General features: G+C 64.5%; 19 protein-coding genes. 9 read left to right on the plus strand and 10 right to left on the minus strand.

What is annotated here, in order from left to right; genetic code table 11:
- Positions 1-307 (plus strand): energy-coupling factor transporter transmembrane component T (locus tag Y703_RS21765; RefSeq protein ID WP_035765568.1); only part of this gene is annotated, 307 nt, incomplete at its 5' end.
- Here the strand turns inward: Y703_RS21765 and Y703_RS0115765 are convergent.
- From Y703_RS0115765 to Y703_RS0115780, 4 genes are all read right to left on the minus strand, one after another.
- On the minus strand, positions 304-1,584 hold the full coding sequence (locus Y703_RS0115765; protein WP_343212911.1) for an RNA polymerase sigma factor: 1,281 nt from the start codon (positions 1,582-1,584) through the stop codon (positions 304-306). The two genes, Y703_RS21765 and Y703_RS0115765, sit on opposite strands and share 4 nt — an antisense overlap.
- Before the next feature lie 14 nt (positions 1,585-1,598).
- A complete protein-coding gene (locus Y703_RS0115770; protein ID WP_026553481.1) occupies positions 1,599-1,937 on the minus strand; it encodes a YciI family protein in 339 nt (112 codons plus the stop codon).
- Positions 1,938-2,300, minus strand: coding sequence for a YciI family protein (locus tag Y703_RS20375; protein ID WP_051427665.1), 363 nt, complete (start codon positions 2,298-2,300; stop codon positions 1,938-1,940).
- Positions 2,301-2,388: 88 nt separating this feature from the next.
- Positions 2,389-3,273, minus strand: coding sequence for an aminodeoxychorismate lyase (locus Y703_RS0115780; RefSeq protein WP_026553482.1), 885 nt, complete (start codon positions 3,271-3,273; stop codon positions 2,389-2,391).
- 153 nt (positions 3,274-3,426) lie between these two features.
- Here Y703_RS0115780 and Y703_RS0115785 point away from each other — a divergent pair, with 153 nt between their 5' ends.
- From Y703_RS0115785 to Y703_RS0115800, 4 genes are all read left to right on the plus strand, one after another.
- The gene (locus tag Y703_RS0115785) at positions 3,427-3,687 is read left to right on the plus strand and encodes a GlsB/YeaQ/YmgE family stress response membrane protein (RefSeq protein ID WP_026553483.1); all 261 of its coding nucleotides are present in this window, start codon (positions 3,427-3,429) and stop codon (positions 3,685-3,687) included.
- A 170-nt stretch (positions 3,688-3,857) separates the two neighbouring features.
- The gene (locus Y703_RS0115790) at positions 3,858-4,409 is read left to right on the plus strand and encodes a DUF488 domain-containing protein (protein WP_035765569.1); all 552 of its coding nucleotides are present in this window, start codon (positions 3,858-3,860) and stop codon (positions 4,407-4,409) included.
- Complete coding sequence (locus tag Y703_RS0115795; RefSeq protein WP_253908085.1) at positions 4,406-5,032, plus strand: uracil-DNA glycosylase family protein; 627 nt, start codon at positions 4,406-4,408, stop codon at positions 5,030-5,032. The genes Y703_RS0115790 and Y703_RS0115795 overlap by 4 nt, the downstream gene beginning before the upstream one ends.
- 428 nt (positions 5,033-5,460) lie before the next feature.
- Positions 5,461-5,820, plus strand: coding sequence for a cupin domain-containing protein (locus Y703_RS0115800; RefSeq protein WP_026553486.1), 360 nt, complete (start codon positions 5,461-5,463; stop codon positions 5,818-5,820).
- Positions 5,821-5,833: 13 nt separating this feature from the next.
- Here Y703_RS0115800 and pabB read toward each other — a convergent pair whose 3' ends face one another.
- Entirely contained in the window at positions 5,834-7,879 is a 2,046-nt protein-coding gene (gene pabB / locus Y703_RS0115805) for an aminodeoxychorismate synthase component I (protein WP_026553487.1), read from the minus strand.
- 23 nt (positions 7,880-7,902) lie between these two features.
- Positions 7,903-8,520, minus strand: a complete 618-nt coding sequence (locus Y703_RS0115810) for a LysE family transporter (RefSeq protein ID WP_026553488.1) — start codon at positions 8,518-8,520, stop codon at positions 7,903-7,905.
- A gap of 70 nt (positions 8,521-8,590) precedes the next feature.
- Between Y703_RS0115810 and murJ the strand changes: the two genes are divergently transcribed.
- A complete protein-coding gene (gene murJ, locus Y703_RS0115815) occupies positions 8,591-10,129 on the plus strand; it encodes a murein biosynthesis integral membrane protein MurJ (protein WP_253908086.1) in 1,539 nt (512 codons plus the stop codon).
- Between the two features lie 23 nt (positions 10,130-10,152).
- Here the strand turns inward: murJ and Y703_RS0115820 are convergent, their stop codons facing one another.
- From Y703_RS0115820 to Y703_RS0115830, 3 genes are all read right to left on the minus strand, one after another.
- Entirely contained in the window at positions 10,153-11,334 is a 1,182-nt protein-coding gene (locus Y703_RS0115820; protein ID WP_026553490.1) for an ATP-grasp domain-containing protein, read from the minus strand.
- A 141-nt stretch (positions 11,335-11,475) separates the two neighbouring features.
- Complete coding sequence (locus tag Y703_RS0115825) at positions 11,476-13,083, minus strand: phytoene desaturase family protein (RefSeq protein ID WP_026553491.1); 1,608 nt, start codon at positions 13,081-13,083, stop codon at positions 11,476-11,478.
- A gap of 22 nt (positions 13,084-13,105) precedes the next feature.
- Positions 13,106-13,579, minus strand: coding sequence for a MarR family winged helix-turn-helix transcriptional regulator (locus Y703_RS0115830; RefSeq protein ID WP_026553492.1), 474 nt, complete (start codon positions 13,577-13,579; stop codon positions 13,106-13,108).
- 121 nt (positions 13,580-13,700) lie between these two features.
- On the opposite strand from Y703_RS0115830, the gene Y703_RS20380 reads away from it, so the two are divergent.
- Positions 13,701-15,893, plus strand: a complete 2,193-nt coding sequence (locus Y703_RS20380; RefSeq protein WP_051427667.1) for an MMPL family transporter — start codon at positions 13,701-13,703, stop codon at positions 15,891-15,893.
- Positions 15,894-16,098: 205 nt separating this feature from the next.
- Here the strand turns inward: Y703_RS20380 and Y703_RS21090 are convergent, their stop codons facing one another.
- Positions 16,099-17,727 carry an HNH endonuclease signature motif containing protein gene (locus Y703_RS21090; RefSeq protein WP_051427668.1) on the minus strand — a complete coding sequence of 543 codons (1,629 nt, stop codon included), beginning with the start codon at positions 17,725-17,727 and terminating at the stop codon, positions 16,099-16,101.
- A 333-nt stretch (positions 17,728-18,060) separates the two neighbouring features.
- On the opposite strand from Y703_RS21090, the gene Y703_RS0115845 reads away from it, so the two are divergent.
- A complete protein-coding gene (locus Y703_RS0115845) occupies positions 18,061-18,930 on the plus strand; it encodes a class I SAM-dependent methyltransferase (RefSeq protein WP_155849567.1) in 870 nt (289 codons plus the stop codon).
- A partial coding sequence (locus Y703_RS21770; RefSeq protein WP_035765573.1) for an aminotransferase class I/II-fold pyridoxal phosphate-dependent enzyme occupies positions 18,927-19,495 on the plus strand: 569 nt, incomplete at its 3' end. The genes Y703_RS0115845 and Y703_RS21770, both read left to right, overlap by 4 nt.

Below are 19,495 nucleotides of genomic sequence, written 5' to 3' on the forward strand. Positions count from 1 at the left end.
GTGGCGGACGCTGGGACTCGCCCGCCATGCCCGGGGTGTTGGCTCCGAGGGGAACCCGGTGGCGAGGATGAAGAACTTCCTCGGCCAGGGGTTTGGTTTGATTGTGCAGGCGATCCGGCGGGCCACCAGGTTGGCCGTCGCCATGGAGGCGCGAGGGTTCGGGGCCGGCGACCGCACCTGGGCCAGGGAAAGCACTTTCACACGGCTCGATGTTTGGGTGTGCCTGGCCGGGGTCCTGATCGCCGGGACCGCGGTGACCGCCGCGGTGCTGGCGGGAACGTGGAACTTTCTCCTTGGCGCCAGCTAGCCTTTGGGCGTCACCGGGGGTATCCGGGTGATCTCGGCGGCCCGTTTGCGAAGATGATCCCGTTCCGCCTCGTTCCCGCACAACTCGATGGCCAACTCGAACGAGACGCCCGCCTCGGCGGTTCGTCCCGCGCGTACCAGGAACTCGGCTCGCACGGCAGGCAGACGGTGATGGCGGGGGAGCCGCTCATCGAGCCCGTCGAGCAGGATAAGTCCGGCGTCCGGACCATCGGCCTCCATGACCGCTACCGCCCGCGCAAGGCGCACCACCGGTGAGCCGGTTAGCGCCTCCAGCTCTGCGTACAGGTCAGCGATCCGCCGCCACCCGGTATCGGCTGATCGCGCAGCAACCGCGTGCTCGGACGCGATCCGGCCCTGAAGCAGGTATTCGCGGGCCAGGCCGCTGGCATCCGCGGGAACCTGCCGCAGGAGATCCAGCCCGGCCCGAATCTCCTCGGCATGCCACCGGCGACGGTCCTGATCCGGCAGGAGGACCAGCCGGCCGTCAGCTGAAACCCGCGCGTCGCGGCGGGAATGCTGCAGGGTCATCAGGCTCAGTAGCGCGAGCACCACGGGCTGGTTGGGAAGCAGCGCATCGAGCACCCGTGCCAGCCGGATGGCCTCGACGGCAGAGGAGGTCCGCAGCAAGTCGTCACCGGTCGTCGGCGCGTACCCGGAGGTGAAAACGAGATACACAACGGCGGAAACCACTTTGAGCCGTTCGGCGAGCCGGTCGGGTGCCGGCACGGTAAACGGAATGCCCGCCGCAGCGATCTTCTTCTTGGCGCGGGTGAGGCGTGCGGCCATGGTCGACTCCTGCACCAAAAACAGCCGGGCAATCTCGGAAACGGTCAACCCGTTGACGAATCGCAGCGACAGGGCCGCCCGCGCATCGGGTGAAAGGGCAGGGTGGCAGCAGGTGAAGAGCATCCGCAGCCGCTCGTCAGGGATGTGCCCTCCATCGTCGACGGCGGTGGCAGCGGCTTGCCGCGCTCGCGCATCGACCACCATCAGCGGTTCCCGGCGGAAGGCAATGGCCTCCGAGCGCAGCTGATCAAGGGCCCGACGCCGAGCCACGGTGAGCAGCCACGCCGCCGGTGAGTCAGGGGTACCGTCGGCTGGCCAGGTGCGCACTGCTGCGGCGAAGGCCTCAGCGAGCGCATCCTCGGCCAGGTCCAAGCGGCGGAAACGGCCCACCAGGAGAGCCAGCAGTCGCGCCCAATGGTCCTGCCAGGTTTGCTCAAGCGCGACCGCCGCGCTGTCGGGCATGCCTGGCATCTGAGTGGATCCCGCTAATATTCGGTGATGGGCCGGAGTTCGACAGTGTATTCGGGCAGCAGTTTGACCAGATCGACAGCCACATCAAGATCGTGCACTTCCAACACGTAGAAGCCACCGAGCTGTTCGGTGGTTTCAGCAAACGGCCCGTCGGTGAGGCTCACCTGGTCGCCACGGCGGCGGACAGTCGTCGCCGTCGAGACGCTGGCAAGAGCCTCACCCGCGACTATTTTCCCGCGGTGACTGGCGGCCTCGGAAAAGGCATCGTGATCGGCCATGTACTGAGCTACCTCAGCCTCGGTGGCGTTGGCCCAGACCGACTCGTCCTGGTATAGGAGCACTGCGATTTTCATCTAGCTGCCCTCGCTAGGCCGCATAGTGGCCCTAATCTCCGCCGGACCGGCGGTATCAGCCAACAACTCGTTAACGAGTTTCGCCAGTGTCCCACGGTTGTCGGTTTCGACCAGATAGAAGCCCCCCAGCTGCTCGACTGTCTCGGTATAGGGGCCGTCGGTAATGCCGACACTGCCCCCGCGCAGGATGGTGGCGGTGGTGGACGGCTGCAATTCCGCGCCGCCAGTCACCCGGTGTCCGTCCTCCGCGCAACGCCTCGAAAATTCTGTATGCCGCCCGTAGGTCTCGGCGCGTTGCCCAGCCGTCGCTTCCTGCCAGTCCAACTCGTTGTCATGCAGCAGGATGATGTACTCGGTGCTCATCGTGCAACCTCCTATCGTGTCTGGGACGACGCCGGGTGCGCCGCTCATTCCCATGACGGTTGGGGCCGGCCCACATCGACAGCCGGCCTCAGGAAATTTTTGCTACTAACTCCGACAACTCGCCGGTGAGCTCGGCGGCGGTGGCGATCTGCGCTCCGTCGAGGGAATTGACCGGGGCCAGGAGGCGGATGCTGGAAATCAACCAGACGCCGTCGGCGTCGAACAGGTCGGCGGGCACCAGCGGGCCGTACCCGAGTTCCCAGCCCGCAGCCTTCGCCACGGTAAACAGTGCGCTTTGCGAGGTGCCTGGAAGGATTCCACTTTCCAGCTGCGGGGTCAACAGGGTTTTGACGCCGTCCCGGACTCTGGCCAGCAGCACGGTCGACGTCGGCCCTTCCAGCACCTTGCCGTCCGAGGAGGTGAAGATGACGTCGTCGGCGCCGTGGGCGTGCGCATACCTGACCGCCGCCATGTTGACGGCGTAGGAGAGGGTCTTGGCGCCCATGAGCAGCCAGGGCGCATGCTGCGCCACGGTGCTGTCATATCCGCGCTCCAACAGCAGCACAGCCAGCCCGTCACGCCGCTGCCGCTGCGTCTTGGCGGGCACCGGTGCCACCTGGACCCAGGCAGTGGGCGAAGCTGCACCCTCAACCCCGCGGGTGACCATAAGCTTCACCGCCAGCTCGGTGTCAGCCTGAACAACTGCCCTTGAGGTGTATTCGTCGAGCGCGGTGGCGATGGCCCGCCGCCAGGTGTCCTCAGGCGGGAGGTCCAGGTCGAGCGCCCGGGCTGATGAGGCGAGCCGGTCGAGGTGGGCCTGCACCTTCCGGGCCTCGCCATTGAGGGCCAGCAGCGACTCGAAAATACCGTCACCCCGCGTTGCGCCCAGGTCGGTGGCCATGATTTGGGGGACCGAGGCGTCAGCGACGCGGCCGTTTTCTTGGGCGGGATCCAGGAACACCAGAACAGTCATGGGATCAGCATAGTTGCGCAACGGGCGACGCCGGCGGCGCGCCAGCCCTCTTTCCCTGCGGCAACCGGTGCCGGATAGAATCTTGTCAGTAGTGTTACCAATGGCACGCACCCCGCAGCAACGGGAGAAACCTCCAGAGAACGGACAGCAATTGTGATTGGATTTATTGTCGCAGGACTCATCATCGGCGCCCTGGCACGGCTGATCAAGCCCGGCAAGCAGAACCTTGGGTTGCTGGCGACGCTCCTGCTGGGACTCGCCGGCTCGGTGATCGGCGGCGTCATTGCCAGCCTCCTGGGCACCGGAAAAATTTTCGAGCTGAACGTCATCGGATTCGTCGCGGCAGTCATTGCCTCGGTGCTGCTGGTCGGCGTCGCCGAGGGCATCAGCGGACGCCGCAAGGTCGGCCGCTAAGTCAGCGCCGCCGTGTGGGCGCCAAAGCGCTGACACCCCACGAAGAGTCCGACACCCACCGCACCTGAATGATGTATCTGTGAGGCAACTGAGATTGTGGGGTCGCTCGATTAGGTTGCTCCTGTCAGTAGCTGCGCCTCGAGGTTGAATGAATAGTGAAGGGAGCCGGTATGTCGAAGGAGATTTCAGCCCAGGTATTCACGATTGGTCATTCGACTCGAGGTTTCGACGAGGTGCTTTCAATGCTGCGTGGCAATGGCGTGACGGAGCTGGTTGATGTGCGTTCGTTTCCGTCGTCACGAAAGTTTCCGCAATGGAACAAGGACTCGATCGAAGCAGCGATGCCCGCAGACGTCGAGTATCGGTGGATCCGGGATCTTGGAGGCCGCCGGCACACGCCAGCTGGGGTGGCGAGTCCGAATGGTGCGTGGAGAGTCAAGGCCTTCAGGGCTTACGCCGATTACACAGCAACCGAGAGTTTTCGTTCCGGGTTTGCTGAGTTGCTGCAGGTCGCGAATAGTTCGGTGCCGGCCATTATGTGCAGCGAGGCTGTGCCGTGGCGCTGCCACCGGAGGCTGATTACGGACGCGATGCTCCTCGAGGGCGCTCAGATGTTCCACATCATGTCGGCCTCGTCGACCAAGCGTGCCGAAATGACCACCTTCGCGGTGGTGAAAGACGGCCAGATTACCTATCCCGAAACAGATGAGGAGTCATTGTGAGGGTGCCTGGCGCCGGGGAGGTCCGCACGTTCGACGCGATAAGGCAGTGTCTTGTCGATGATGAGACCAATGCGTCGATGCGGCATCAGGGGTGGGAGCCGTTATACGCGGCATCCCCACGTTCGAGAATCGCCGTCATCGGGCAAGCGCCGGGGCGCCGGGCGCAAGCGAGCGGTGTGCCCTGGGACGACGCCAGTGGGAAGAACCTCATCGACTGGCTGGGTGTCAGCAAGAAACAGTTCAGGAACCCCGAGCTGTTTGCCCATCTGCCGATGGATTTTTACTATCCAGGCACGGGCCGCAGCGGGGACCTACCGCCTCGGAAAGGGTTCGCTGAGCGGTGGCATCCGCCGCTCCTCGCGCTGATGCCGGACATCCAGCTGACGCTGTTGATTGGCCGGTATGCGCAGGTCCACTATCTCCCATCAGCTCGTCACTGCACGCTGACCGACACGGTGTTCAACTATCAGCAGTTCGTCCCGCAACAGTTTCCTCTCGTTCACCCGTCTCCGTTGAACTTCAGGTGGCAGGCAAAGAATCAGTGGTTCGTCACCGACGTGCTACCAGATTTGAGGAACCACGTTAGCGCCGCACTCAGCCAGCACGTCAACCCGAGTGGATAGCGGTGACAGCATCAATGGATCGTCTCCCGAGAATGTCGAGCGTCGGACGAGAGCTGACGTATGGCGTTTGCAGACGACCGCCAGTTTCCGCTGGCATGCGAGCGGGGGTGAGCGAGCAGATCGCTTCAATCAGAGGCATCGCCTCAACCAGGGGCGGTCGGCGGTGCCAGTGCGGTCTCTGCCCATCGATCGAGCTGGAGCAGCTGCGTAGAAGATGCAAAAGGGTACTCGCCGCATCGTTCTCAGCGCACATTGCCCCGGCACGTTCCTACTGCTCTTCATCGATGGGGGCGGCGCTTTCAAAAATTTCCCCGCCGACGAACGAACCCTTCGCACATTCGGCCACCTGACCGTGAAGAGGTCATTTGCCCTTAGACTTACCACCACTGATCGATCAGCCTGTGACAAAAGTGAAACCAGGAGGCACCATGCCCATCGTTGAATCGGCTTTGACCAAGGCTCTGCAGGAATCCGCCGCCAGTGACAAAGGCCGTTTCGCTGAAATTCTTGTCCATGATGGTCCACTCCGACAGACAATCTTGGGCCTCAAAGCGGGGCAAGTGCTTGCCGAGCATAATTCTCCTCCCGCCGCGAGTCTGTATGTGCTGCAGGGTCGGGTGCGGGTCACCGGACAGGATCAGTCGGAAGTGGTTGCCGGGGAGATCGTCGCGCTGACCCATGTGCGCCACGGCGTCGAGGCGCTCGAAGACTCAGCATTCCTCCTGACCACTGTGACCAGCCAAGCTGGTGACAGTCACGGCGGTAGCTCCCACCTCAACCCCGGGTAGGTGCGACCACTGCCTAGTTATCCGGGAATTCAGCGCCGAGACCGGACAACACGCCGAACGCTTTGGCGCGCACTTCATCCCACTCATCCGCCGGGTCCGAGTCGGCGGTGATCGCCCCGCCGACGCCCAGCGTCAGCCGGGTGCCGCCGTCGTCGTCCTCAAGGACGAGCGTGCGGATGACGACGGCCAGATCGGCCGCGCCGTTCAGCGAAAAGTAGCCGACGGCGCCCGAGTACAGGCCGCGCGGGGCCCTCTCCAGCCGGTCGAGGATCGCCATGGTGCTGATTTTGGGCGCGCCGGTCATTGACCCTGCGGGGAAGGCCGCAGCCACGGCCTCGGTACGGGAGGTCCCGGGCCGCAGCTGGGCATCGATGGTGCTCACCAATTGGTAAACGGTGGCGTAGGTTTCAATCTCGCACAAACGGCTGACGCTCACACTGCCGGGGACCGCCACATGGGACAGGTCGTTGCGCAGCAGGTCAACGATCATCACGTTTTCGGCGCGGTCCTTGCGTGATGTCAGGAGGTCCTCACGTAAAGCGCGGTCGAGCTCCGGGTCAGGCGAACGACGGCGGGTGCCCTTGATCGGCTCGGCTCGCAGGGCGCCGCTGGCGCTGAGCTGCAGGAACCGCTCCGGCGAGGTGCTTGCCGCGGCAAAGCCCGGAAACCTGAGGAAATGCGCGAAAGGGGCAGGGCTGACCCTGCGCAGGGACCGGTACACCTCGAGCGGCTGCAGGACCTGGCGGGTGCGCGCGTTCAGGGAAGTGGTCAGGCACACCTCATAGGTGTTTCCGGCCCGGATCTGCGTCTGCGCCTCAAGGACTTTATCCAGGTAGCCGGCCCGTGTGTCGCGGGAGGAGAAAATGGGCGGCGGGCTCCCTGCCCGGGGCCGGCCCAGGGGGCGAACTTCCCGGACAGCCTTGCGCGCGATGGCGAGCCAGTCCTGGACCTCTTGGTCGTGGGAGGGGCCAGCCAAGGTGAGCAGGTAGGTTGCCTGTTGTTCGTGGTCCAGGACCACGGCGCGACCGGCGAAGATGAGCGCCGCGTCCGGGAGCGGACCCGTGGGAACGGCGCTGCCACCCGTTTCCCGTTTGAGTTCATAGCCGAGGTAGCCGAGCCAGCCCAGGGTGAAGCCACACTGATAGTCATCAGGGGTAGGCACTGCCCGCCGCCCCCAGGTGGCGTCGAGCCACCGAAAAAATGGCCCGGGGATCCGTGCTGTGACCGGCCCCGAGACGATCTCGGTGTTGCCGGCTGAATGCCGGGCCAGCTGGCCAAAGCGCCCGCCGTCGTCGGCCATGATCGTGAACCGGCTTCGCCCACCCACGCCCGGCTCGGCATCCGAGCTATCCAGCCAGACCGCGCGCTCCGAGGCGCCGTAGAGGGCAGTGAACAGGGCCGTGTCGTCGGGGCAGCCCTCCCACCGCTCGATCTGGACGGTAGCGGCGCGGCGCTGCGCACGCTCCGCAGCGAGCAGTGACCCACACTGCGGAAGGCCAGTGAGCGCCAGCCGGACCCGCTCGGGCGCTGCGGCATCCCGGTGGCCGGTGACCACAATGTCGGCTGTGAGCTGCGGCTGATCCTGGGCGAGCCACGCCTCTTCCTGCCCGGCCCAGAGATCCCAGAAGGGGGCGTAGGTAGCGCCGTCGCGGCTCAGCGCGGTGGTGCGCCGTACCTCGTCGGGGGCGTCCACCCAGATGCTCACGTCGAGGAAATCCAATGCGGCCCGGCACGCTGCCCCCACTCCCTCAACGATCACGACGTCGGCTGGTTCGGTGCGATGCTCGGGCCCGTCGTCGTCGGCGGCCCAGTCCCACGCCCGCCACGCTGCGGCGCGGCCGGCGGCCAGCGGGCTGAGAACGCCCGAGACGTAGCGCTTCATGCCGGATTCCAGGCCGTCCCAGCCCGGGTAAATATCCTCGAGGTGAAACAGGCTCACCGTGTGGTGCTCGCGGAGGAGTGCGGCCAGCTCGACGGCGAGCGTGGTCTTGCCTGCACCCGACCGGCCGTCGACGGCAATAATCAACTGTGCGACGGCGGTCCTGGCTTGTGGTGCCATGGGCTGTTGATCCTAGGGAAGGGTTAGGCGACGGCGAGCAGGATGCCCACGGCTACAAACAGTAGGCCAAAGACCCGGTTGACAACCATCTGTCCACGCGGATTCTGCGTATACCGCCTGAATGATTTCGCGGCGGCGGCGTAGAAGAACCACATGACCAGCACATCGATCGCCACTACCGTGCCAGCCAGGACGCCGTACTGGCCCAGCAGGGGTGCGGAGGGGGTGATGAACTGCGGAATGAAGGCGAGGAAGAACACGATTGCCTTCGGATTGAGGAGGTTCACCCACAGGCCGCGGCGGAACAGGGAGAAGGCGCCCTCCACGCGGCGCACCGCTGCCTGCTCCTCTTGATCCGGTGTCTGGAGGAGTTTCCGGATGCCGAGGTAGACAAGGTAGGCAGCGCCACCGAAGCGAATGACGTTGAACGCCACGGGGGAGCTGGCGACGAGCAGGCCGACGCCCGCAGCGACCACAGCAATGTGCACCAGGAGGGCCACCTGCTGTCCGAGGATGCCCCACATGGACCGGCGGAAGCCCACCGTGAGTGAGTTGCTCATGGTGTTGACTGCCCCTGCGCCGGGGCTGAAACTGATGAGGGCCTGTGCTCCGAGCAGAGCGAGCCAGACGGAAAATGTCACCAACCGATCTTACCGGGCACGCCGACAGTGCGGTGCAGCCGATTCCGGCCATGAAATGTATCGTCATAGGGTGACTAGGCCAGGTATACGGAGGGCAGCTCTGCTGGTGACCGGCCTGACCGCTGTGTCCACCCTGTTCGGATTTGTCCGCGACGTCGTCATAGCCGCCGTCTTTGGCGCTGGCGCCGAGCTGGACGCCTACCTGGTGGCACAAGGACTGATGAACATTGTGCTGGGCCTGATCGCCTACGCCATGGCCCGGGCAGCCATCCCCGTCACCTCTCGTGAGGCCGCCGAGGAGAAGGACGGGTGCCGGGGCCATCCGGGGTTCAACACGGCACTCACCGTCACCATGATCGTGCTCGGCGTCGGAGGGGTGGTGATGAGCATTTTCGTCGGCCCAGTCACGGCGGTGATCGCGCCGGGGTTCGACGGCGCCCAGGCCGAGACAACCGAATCCCTCACCCGTATCGTGCTGATTGCCACAGTGCTGATCGCTGGAACTGATCTGTTGGCCTCCCTGTCGCAGTCCCACGGACGAGTGGTCTGGTCGGCGCTGCAGGGGGTGCCGTTCAACATCATCATGATCGGTGCAGCCGGGCTGTTTGGACCCACCTATGGGATCGCTGCGCTAGCTGTTGGCTTCGTCGTAGGATCGGCAGCGCGGCTGCTTCTGCAGCTCCCTCCACTGTTCTCGCTGGGGACGCGGGTGCGACCCCAGCTGGATCTTCGCGACCCGGGGTTCCGTGAGATGGCCCGTCTGATGCCACCCATGCTGGTGGGCAGCGCGATCGGCAATATCAACACGCTGGTGGACAGGGCGGTGGGCTCCACTCTTGAGGAAGGCGCCATCACCGCGCTGTCCTATGGGTGGCGTCTCGTCAACCTGCCGGAAACCCTGATCATTGCTTCGCTACTAGTCCCCTTGTACCCGGCGTTGAGCGCTTCATCGACTAATATCGCCGAGGTACGTCGACTCGTGGGGCGCGGTCTGGCGGTGGCGGTCAGCGTACTGACACCGCTGTGCGTGGTGATGATCATCGCCGCTGAACCGCTTGCCGAGGTGGCTTTCGGTCGCGGTGCCTTCAGCGGAGATGACATCACGTCAACAGCTACTGCCCTGGCCTGGTACACGCCAGCGCTTCTGGCCCTCGGGTGCCGGCAGGTGGTGGTCAGCACTTCCTATGCCCTCGGCGATGCACGGGCCCCGGTGGTCGTGTCAGTGATTGCCATGGTGATCAACGTGGTCGGAGACATCATGCTCGCCCCCATCATGGGGATTGCGGGTATTGCTCTGGCAACAACCGCTTCGCTGGGGTTCGCGGCTCTGGCGAACGGTTGGCTGTTGCACAGTCGGCATCGGGGACTCGACCTGCTGCCCACCGTCGCACTGGTTGCTCGTGCTCTGGGGCTTGCCGTCGTCGCCGGGGCTGCTGGTGTTCTCGTCCGTGCGGCCGTCGAGGATCAATCTGCAATTGTGGTCAGTGGCGCTGTGGCCCTGGCGGTACTTGGGGTCTACCTGGTGGGGTTGGTTCTCCTGCGGGCGCCGGAGCGGCTTCTCGCCCTCGACATGGTCAAGAGCGTTGTCCGCAGGGGCCAGCGAGGCTAGGCGCCGCCGGGTCGGACCAAAAGTCAGCTGACCGCCGCTGCCGCCTTGGACTTCCGATCGACCGCCCGGAGCCGCGCCGACGCAAGGTGCAGGGTGGGGCCGGGGTCGCGCAGGTCCCACACACTATGCCTGGCCCACCGGGCCCACAGGAGAGTATCCACCACGTCGGCAATCCTTCCACCGCGTCGCTCGACGCCGGCCCGTCGCAGGTCACCAGCGGTCCACGCATACCGCTTTCCCGGGGCGGCATCGGCCAGCGCCTCAACTTTTTCGTCCAGCACCAGGCGTCCCCACAGGTCGGTCAGGCCAGGTCGTGCTGCGTTGGTGAGTGCCATCGAACCGAAGAACCGGCCGTTCAAGTCGATGAGGTGATGAACGCCGTCGCCGTCAATCAGGAACTGCAACTCCACCAGTCCCCACCAGCCGAGGTCACGTAGCAGGGCCTCGGCGCGGGTGGCCAGATCCGCGTTAACCAGGACAGTCTCTGCCCGGGTAGACACACCGTTCGGGGTGGGCCATAGGCGTGAGGTGATCTGTTGCACCCGTCCGTTCAGACTGCCCCCGTGGAAGACCCCGATAAGTGCACCGAGATGGCCAGCGACCGGTTCCTGGAGGATCGGTTCGGCGCCAGCTTTCCTGACGCGGTCAATCTGCGGTCCTGCGGAAACGACATCGGGGAAAAGTTTCGCTTCAATCCGATGCGGTCGGGTCTGCCCGGGGGACCAATGCGACAGGCACTTGACCACCACCGGGCCCTCCCATTCCGAAACGGCCTGGTCGGTGGCCGGTACGGTGCGAGGTGCGGCGAGGCCGGCTCGGCGGGCGCGGTCAGAAAGATCCACCTTGTTTAGTGCGGCGTCCACCACTCCAGCGGGGGGATGGGCAACGCGGGTAGGAATGTCATCCCGATAGGTTGCGAGGGCTGCCATCCAGTCGTCGCCGCCGCCGAACACGACATCGTAGGACCCGAGCGCCACAGCGAGGCGGACTCCCTCGATAAATGCCGCGCCGTCCTGTCGCGGTCGTGGCACCACATGCCTGGCGGAGCAGGCGACTGAGGAACCGAGCATTCCACCGCCGTCGGGAGTTCCGACACCAACCACCCACCCGGACTGGCGCAGGGACCGGACCGCTGCGAGCGCACCCCTGTCCCGGCTGGTGCTGATGACGAGGGCGCGGGGCCCCTCGGGTGGTGTATTTTTCACGCTCGCCTCAAGATATGTGAGCGGCCGTCCGTTGCACCGCATCGGCGCGGACGCTCGTGGTAGATCCAGGTTCAATAGCTTTCACTCTACTTGCGACATCACGCGCATCGCCGGTTGCGCACCCCGCTCGGCGTTTTCTCATCAAGCTCTACTGGTCTCCAATAGGGCCATCGCCGCGCTGTGGCCGCCCAGACCGCTGACGCCGCCGCCCCGCCGGGATCCCGCCCCGCAGAGCAGGACGCGCGGGTGGTCGGTGGCGACACCCCACCGTTCGGCCGGCGTGTCCAGGGCCGCATCGTCTTCAGCGAACGGCCAGGATAGGGGGCCATGGAAGATGTTGCCGCCGGTCAGGCCCAGCGTTTCTTCCAGATCAAGTGTGGTTTTCGTTTCGATGCAGGGCTTCCCGGCGCCGTCGTTCAGGATGCAGTTTTCAATTGGCTCGGCCAGCACACTGTTCAAGGAGGCCAGCACGGCCGCCTGGAGTTCGGCCCGCAGGCCATCGTGGTTCGCATCGTGGGTCAGCCGGTGCGGGGTTTGCAGGGAGAAGACCGTCAGAGTATGGGCGCCCGAGTCCCGCAGCGACTCTGAAAGGATCGACGGATCTGCCAGGGAATGGCAGTAGATCTCGATGGGCAGCGGCGACGGAATACCACCGTTCTCTGCTGCGGTGTAGGCGGCATCGAGCTGCGAGTAGAGCTCGTTGATATGGAAGGTTCCCCCGAAAGCCTGCTCCGGGCGCACCTGCGGGTCCTTGAGTTTCGGGAGCCGCGACAGCAGCAGATTGACTTTGACCTGCGCCCCCTCGGCCGCGCCCCCGGGCGCAGCGAAACCGTCGGCTCCGGGGCCGCCCATCAACCGTCCCAGTACGGCCGGGGTGACGTTCGCCAGCACATACTCGCCCGTCACGCTCTGCAGCGCAGCATCTCCCCCAAGCGGTTGGTAGTGTACGACGCCGTTGGGTGCCACCGCTGTAACGTCAGCGTTGGTGCGGATTACCACTCCGGCATCCAGCGCTGCACGTTCCAGTGCGCCGCTGACGGCTCCCATGCCGCCGACCGGGACATCCCAGTCCCCGGTGCCGCCGCCCACCACGTGGTACAGGAAGCACTTGTTCTGTTGCAGGTCCTCGTCGTTGGCGCGCGCGAAGGTGCTGATCAGCCCATCTGTGAGGAGCACCCCGCGGGCCAGATCGCTGTCCACAGAGCGCTCGATGACCCTACCGAGCGGCTTCTCGATGAAGTCATTCCAGATGTGGTCGTCACCGACAAGGGCTCTCGCCTCTGAGCGTCGGAGCAACGGTTTAGTGAACGTGGGCCACAGTTTGTCGGCAAGGATCGCCGTGCGTCCATAGAACTCGCCGAAGGCTCCGGCGTCGGGCCCGGCCCCAACGCGGCTGAAGCTATTGCGGGTTGCCTCGCTATCTTCGTTGTCGACCAACAGCCCCGAGGCGCCGCCGGGCAGCGGTGTATAGGAGGAGTAACGGCGGCGCACCAACTCCAGGTCGAGCCCTAGATCGTCAATGATCTGCTGCGGGAGGAGGCTGACCAGATAGGAATAGCGCGACAGCCGGGCACCGGTACCCGGGAAAGCCTCGGCTGAAACGGCTGCCCCGCCGACATGGTCCTGGCGTTCAAGCACCACCACTGACCGGCCTGCCTTGGCCAGATATGTCGCTGCGACCAGCCCGTTGTGCCCGCCGCCCACTACCACCGCGTCGAAATGATCTTCTCTGGCCCGTGACTGATCCATTGACTCAGCCTAACAACTCAGCTCAGAGGGGTGGGGGTTGGGCGATGCCTTCCCGTGCCGCAATGGTGGCCGCGGTGATCTGGTGCATCATTTCTGTGAGGAGCTGCTGCTCCTGACGGGAAAAATTGTCCAGAGCGCCGCTGATGTGCTGGGCCAACGGGGCGAAGAGCCTGCCGCCGGTCTCCATTGCCTTCTCAGTCATTTGCAGATTGACCTGCCGGCGGTCGACGTCGCTTCGGGAGCGCTTTACATGGCCGGCACTGTCAAGGCGGTCAACGAGCGCCGTGGTCGCTGGGGAACTCAGGTGCAACTCAGCGCGCAGCATCCCGGGCGTTACCGTTGTTCCGGCCCGCGCTGCACCCATCATGACGCCGAGGGCATTGAGATCGGTGCGGTAGAGCGAATCGCGGGCGCTGACGGCGTCCACGTACCGGTCAGTTTCCACTGTGAATTGCTGGAGCAGTGCCATCAGCTCAAACCGCGGATTCTCTGCCATGCTCGCTCTCACCTCGTCGGTTCATCATGCCGCAGAAACAACTCTAGTCCGTCTACCCATATATCTCCATCATGGATATAGTCTTCTTCAGAGATAAGTTGTCATTCGAGAGGCGTTCATCATGCACAGCAAGTGGTTACGGGTTCTGCTACCCGCAGTCGTTGTCCTCATCTGGCTGGTGGGCGCAGCGTTTGGCGGTCCAACGTTCGGCAAACTGGAGGAAGTCTCCACCAATGACCAGGCCTCGTTCCTGCCGGCCAGCGCGGAGTCCACCGAGGCTGGCGAGCTGCAAGCGCAGTTCACCGATTCGGATGCACTGCCCGCGGTGATCGTTGTGGAATCGGACACCGAGATTCCGCCGGCGGATTTGGGAGCCTACGATGACCTGGCCACGTCCCTGGCCGCCGTGGAGGGGCTGGAGCCGGCTGAGGCGGGTGCACCGGCGGTGATCGGGCCGGTGCCCTCCGAGGACTCGTTTGCTATCCAATACATCGCCTTCGTGTCCGACGACGCGGAACTGGGCGAAGTGGTCGAGGCGCTTCGCGAGGTGCTCACTGCCGAGATCCCCGAAGGAACCGCCGGGTATGTCACGGGGCCCGCAGGTTTCGCCACCGACCTGGTCAGCGCTTTTGGTGGCATTGACGGCCTGCTGCTCGGCGTCGCCCTCGCTGCGGTCTTTGTGATTCTCTTGGCTGTCTACCGGTCGGTGATCCTGCCATTCCTGGTGCTGCTTACCTCGGTGTTCGCTCTTGCCACCTCAATCCTGCTGGTTTACGCGTTGGCCAGCTGGGGGTGGATCCAGCTCAGCGGCCAAAGCCAAGGCATCCTGTCCATTCTGGTCATTGGTGCGGCAACAGACTATGCACTGCTGCTGGTGGCGCGGTTCAGGGAGGCACTCGGGGAGTTCGAGTCCAGGTGGGACGCCATGCGGGTGGCGTACCGCGGTTCCTTTGAGCCCATTCTTGCCTCCGGGGCGACGGTCATCATCGCGCTACTGTGCCTGCTGTTCTCTGATCTGAACTCCAACCGGAGCCTGGGGCCGATTGCTGCGATCGGTATCGTGTTCTCCCTCGGCGCAGCGCTGACCCTCCTGCCCGCTTTCTTGCTGCTGTTCGGTCGGGCCGCGTTCTGGCCGCTGCGTCCGAAAGCCGGTACTCACCATATTCAGCCCGAAGGCGTTGACGCCACCGGGCTCGAGGGCCTCAAGGGGATCTGGAAGCGGGCAGCGACGCTGATTTCCCGCCATGCACGCACCGTCTGGGTGGCGTCCTTCCTGGTGTTGGCCGCCGGCTCGCTGGGATTGTTCCAGCTGCAGGCCAATGGGGTGCCTCAGTCAGCGTTGATCCTGACGGAATCCAATGCAGTGGACGGGCAGGACGCCCTGGCACGGCACTTTGATGCCGGGTCGGGCAGCCCGGTCTCGGTCATCACCGCGGAGCAGGATCAGGATGCTGTGCTGGACGTGGTGAAAAACCAGTCGGGCATCACCGACGCCGCGCTGACGGTTGAGTCGCCGGAACCGGGGGCCGACGTCGTTGTGGTCGATGGCAACGTGCTGATCACTGGAACGCTGCAGTCCCAGGCCGACTCCGAGGCGGCCGAGGATGTGGTGCGCGACCTGCGGACCGCTCTCGATGATGCCACTCCGGACGCGCTGGTGGGCGGCGTGACGGCGATTGCGATTGACACCAATGACACGGCCCAGGCCGACCTGGTCAAAATTATCCCGATCGTGTTGGCGGTCATCCTGGTGATCCTGATGCTGCTGCTCCGCTCCATCATCGCTCCGGTGCTGTTGATCTCCAGCGTGGTGTTGTCCTATGCGACTGCGCTCGGCGTCTCGGCGCTGGTGTTCAACAACGTGTTCGGGTTCGAGGGTGCCGACGCGTCGGTGCCCCTGTTCGGATTTGTGTTCCTCGTGGCGCTGGGGGTCGATTACAACATCTTCCTGATGACAAGGGTGCGGGAGGAGTCGCTGCGCATCGGTACCCGCCCGGGAATCTTGAGGGGCCTGGGCGTCACTGGCGGCGTGATCACATCGGCCGGTGTGGTGCTGGCCGCGACCTTCGCGGCGCTCGGAGTGATTCCGATCCTGTTCCTGGCACAGATTGCGTTCATCGTTGCGTTCGGGGTGCTGCTGGACACGCTCATTGTGCGATCCCTGCTGGTGCCCGCTCTGGCCTACGACCTGGGGCGCCGCATCTGGTGGCCGTCGAAGCTTGGACGGGCAGCCGGTCCCGTGCACCGTGGTGGTTCATCAGGCGCGTCGGCTGAAGGGCATCAGCGCCGCGCCGAGCCGGCCCACCGCGGATAAGTTTCAGGCCCTCGCCGAGCGCTTAGAAATGATGGCCTGAAACGCCCGTGCACGATGTGGTGAGGCAGAACTGTCCGTTAGGTCATGAGACTCCACAGCGAGCTCTGCCTCTGTGAGCCATCGTGCCTCACGATTCGGCGAAGTCAGATTCGGCGAAATTAGAACTACGGGCCAGGAGACAGAGCCAACCAAGGCGGACTTCACCCTAGAACGGTGGTGGGGTTTCTGGTTTTGATGGTGGTGGGTTGGGTGTGGTGCGGTAGGTTTCCCCGGCGGGGGAGATCGCGATGATGGTGCCGGGTTCGGGTTGGGTGTAGTGCCAGTAGCCTTCGGTTTTGAGCATGTGGTGGCGTTTACACAGGCACGCGAGGTTCCCGTAACTGGTTTTCCCGCCCTGGGACCAGGGGGTGGTGTGGTCGAGTTCGCAGAACACGGCCAACCGATTACACCCCGGATGCCTGCACGTCCCGTCCCGCACTCTCACTGCATCCTGTAGGTCCTTCGGGACCCGGTAGGTGGTCGCATCGGCTCCGAGTCTGGTCCCGGTGTAGGGGTGGGTGAGGATTCTGGTGAACGACGGTGCATGGCCGGCAAGACTCCGGGCGGTGTCGGGGCTGATCGGCCCGTATCCTTCAAGCTCACCGGGCTTATCCCCGCCGAGGAGGGTCATGACCGGGACGGTCACGAAGACTTTCGCCTGAACACCCCAATACACCCTGCTCTCCCGCGACTGGCCAGGTTCGCCATTCCTGACGCTCGGCCCGTTCCCGGGGTTGTTCTCGGCGCAAGTACCCGCGTCGCCGTCGGACCCGCTGGCGGATTCCGGTCCCGCGCTGGTGAGGACGTCCATGAGGACATCGGCCCGGAGTTGGGTGAGGGTGCGGGGTTCGTCGGTGCCTTGCAGGTTGCGGGCTGCGGTGTCGACGCGGTGGAAGATCCCCGCGGCGTCCTGAACGGGTAGGAAAGCCTGGAGCCAGGCCATCCCGTCCTGAGCAGGGTCGAGATACACGCGACGGTCCTGGACAGCTTTCCGATGCCGGATGGTGATCGATTCCGGGTGGAGCATTTCCCGTAACCGTTGGGCCTGGCGGCAGAACTTCACCACAGTGGTCTTCGCTGCCAGGCCGATGAGATGGCACTCGAAAGCGGCGATCACACCGGGGGCGGTATCCGGGATGCTGATCGCTTCCCCGACAACCGCCCACGCGTGGCGCTTCGATAGCTTGCCTTCCTCCATCGCGGCAAGGGTGGTGGGCAAGTCCCGGGTCAGCAGATCACTGTGATCAACCAGGGCCCCCGCGGTCACCTCCGGCACCAGTGTGGCCGCAGCAATCTCCGCCGCGGCCAGGGTCCTGACCCTCCCCGGGTCTCCCACCCAGGCGTGCGCCTCGGTGGTGAGGTCATGGAGATGGGTGACCGCCTTGGCTTCCTGCGCATCGACCCAGGAACGCAACCTCCCAAGGTCCTTCAGCACCTCCAATGTCTGCCCTGAGTCCAGGCCGACCACGGCAGTCAGCGCTACCCGGCCGGTCAACCCAGCAGACCCGCCACCCGGGCGCACCCGGGGATCAGGATCAGGATCAGCGAAGGTGTTGGTCGGATCAGCCGGGGATTCCCGATCATCTACCGGGGCCATCCACACCGCGTCGGTACCTAACGGACCACCAAGGCCATAGCCACCGGACGGCCCGCCGGAAGTCGCGCCGAACGTCCCACCGGAAGTCCCGCCGAACGTCCCCGCGGCGGTATCCGAGGACCCGCCATAAGAGCCGGGATCCGCACCGGAATCGGGTAGGAATCCCGTTCCGGTAGAAGAAGCTGTGCTGCTTTTCATACCCCCATTCCATCATCGGGCACTGACATTTTCAGGGGTCAACCGGGGTACCCGAGAAGACTTTTTCAAGTATTTTCAGACCAGAACACTGGCCCCCGAAAAGCTTTCAACCACTCCCACCCAACCGTGAGAGGTGGTGAGACAGAACTGTCCATGAGGTCATGAGACTCCACAGTGGCCTGAACGCCCGGACCGCCATATTTGGCCGCTCTGCGTAAGGGTGCGGGCGGTCTAGACACGCTCTTTACAGCTGAATCATCGGAGGCCATAGTTGGTCGCATTACAGCCTCCATTGATTCAGCGCGCTGATTATTCGACAGCCGAGGAGCCATCATGGGCGACCAAACCGAACCAACCAGCCAAACCCATCACGATGCACTGCATGACGATGCGCTGGGTAAAGACCTGGTTCTGAAGGCCAGACACCGGGCCCTGTGGGCCCTGGGCGACTACCCGGCATTGGCCGCAGACATCATCCCCGGACTAGGAGTTGTGCTCGTTGACGCCGCACGGGTTCAGCCAGGGGACCGGGTACTCGATGTCGCTGCCGGAACCGGCAACGCGTCACTTCCAGCGGCCCGTGCAGGCGCCAACGTTGTGGCAAGCGACCTGACTCCTGAGCTGCTCGACGTCGGACGCCGCCTGGCCGAGGAGCAGGGGGTGGACATTGAGTGGCGCGAAGCCGACGCCGAATCGCTGCCGTTTGCCGATGACAGCTTCGATGCCGTCCTGTCCTGCGTAGGGGTGATGTTTGCGCCGCACCACCAAGCGAGCGCTGACGAACTAGTGCCCGTCTGTCGCGCCGGCGGAACCATTGCCCTGCTGAGTTGGACGCCTGAGGGGTTCATCGGCCAGATGTTCGCCGCCATGAAGGAGTACGCACCGACTCCTCCTCCCGAGGCCCAACCACCACCGTTATGGGGCAATGCGGAGCACGTCAGGACGCTCCTGGGCAACTCCGTCACCGACGTCGTGGAGCGGAAGGCAACAGTGCGGGTGGATCACTTCAGCAACGCTGAAGGGTTTCGCGACTACTTCAAGACGCGCTACGGTCCAACCATCTCTGTGTATCGCACCATTGGCGACGACGCGGGGCGGGTCGCCGCCCTCAACCAGGGGCTCGCAGAACTAGCGCGAAAGCATGATCTGGGCGACGGCGTCATGGAGTGGGAGTACCTGCTGCTGACGGCTTCGGTGCGATGACCTGGGGTCCGGCGGATTCGCCGGTTTCACGTCGTGCCGCCGCTGTCGAGGCGGTGCTGCCTTATCGGCTGCTTAATAGCTTCCTCACCTCCTCCACTTACGCGGAGCGGCAGGGCGAGGCGAATATCTGTGATCTGACGTTCGGCAACCCGCACGAGATGCCGCAGGAGGCGTACGTCGAGGCGCTCCTTTCGGCAACGAGTCCCCGCAATGACCAATGGTTTGCATACAAACGAAATACCCCTGGCGCCCAGGAGGCCGCTGCGGCATCCCTCCAGCGCTTGCTGGGCGTCCCCTTTCGGCCCGAGGACATTCACCTCACCACCGGTGGCTTCGCCGCTATTGCCCTGGCGCTTAAGGCGGTGGGTGACCCCGTTGACGAGGTGATCTACAGTCTGCCGCCCTGGTTCTGTTACGAGCCGATTGTCGTCGAGGCCGGACTCGTGCCGGTGAAGGTCACCATCGATCTGGACACCTTTGATCTCGACCTCGGGCAGATCGCCGCGGCTATTACGGACCGGACCCGGGCGGTGATTATCAATACTCCTAACAACCCCACCGGCCG

Source organism: Arthrobacter sp. H20, from assembly GCF_000520515.1.
In the GTDB taxonomy this organism is placed as follows: Bacteria; Actinomycetota; Actinomycetes; order Actinomycetales; family Micrococcaceae; genus Arthrobacter_D.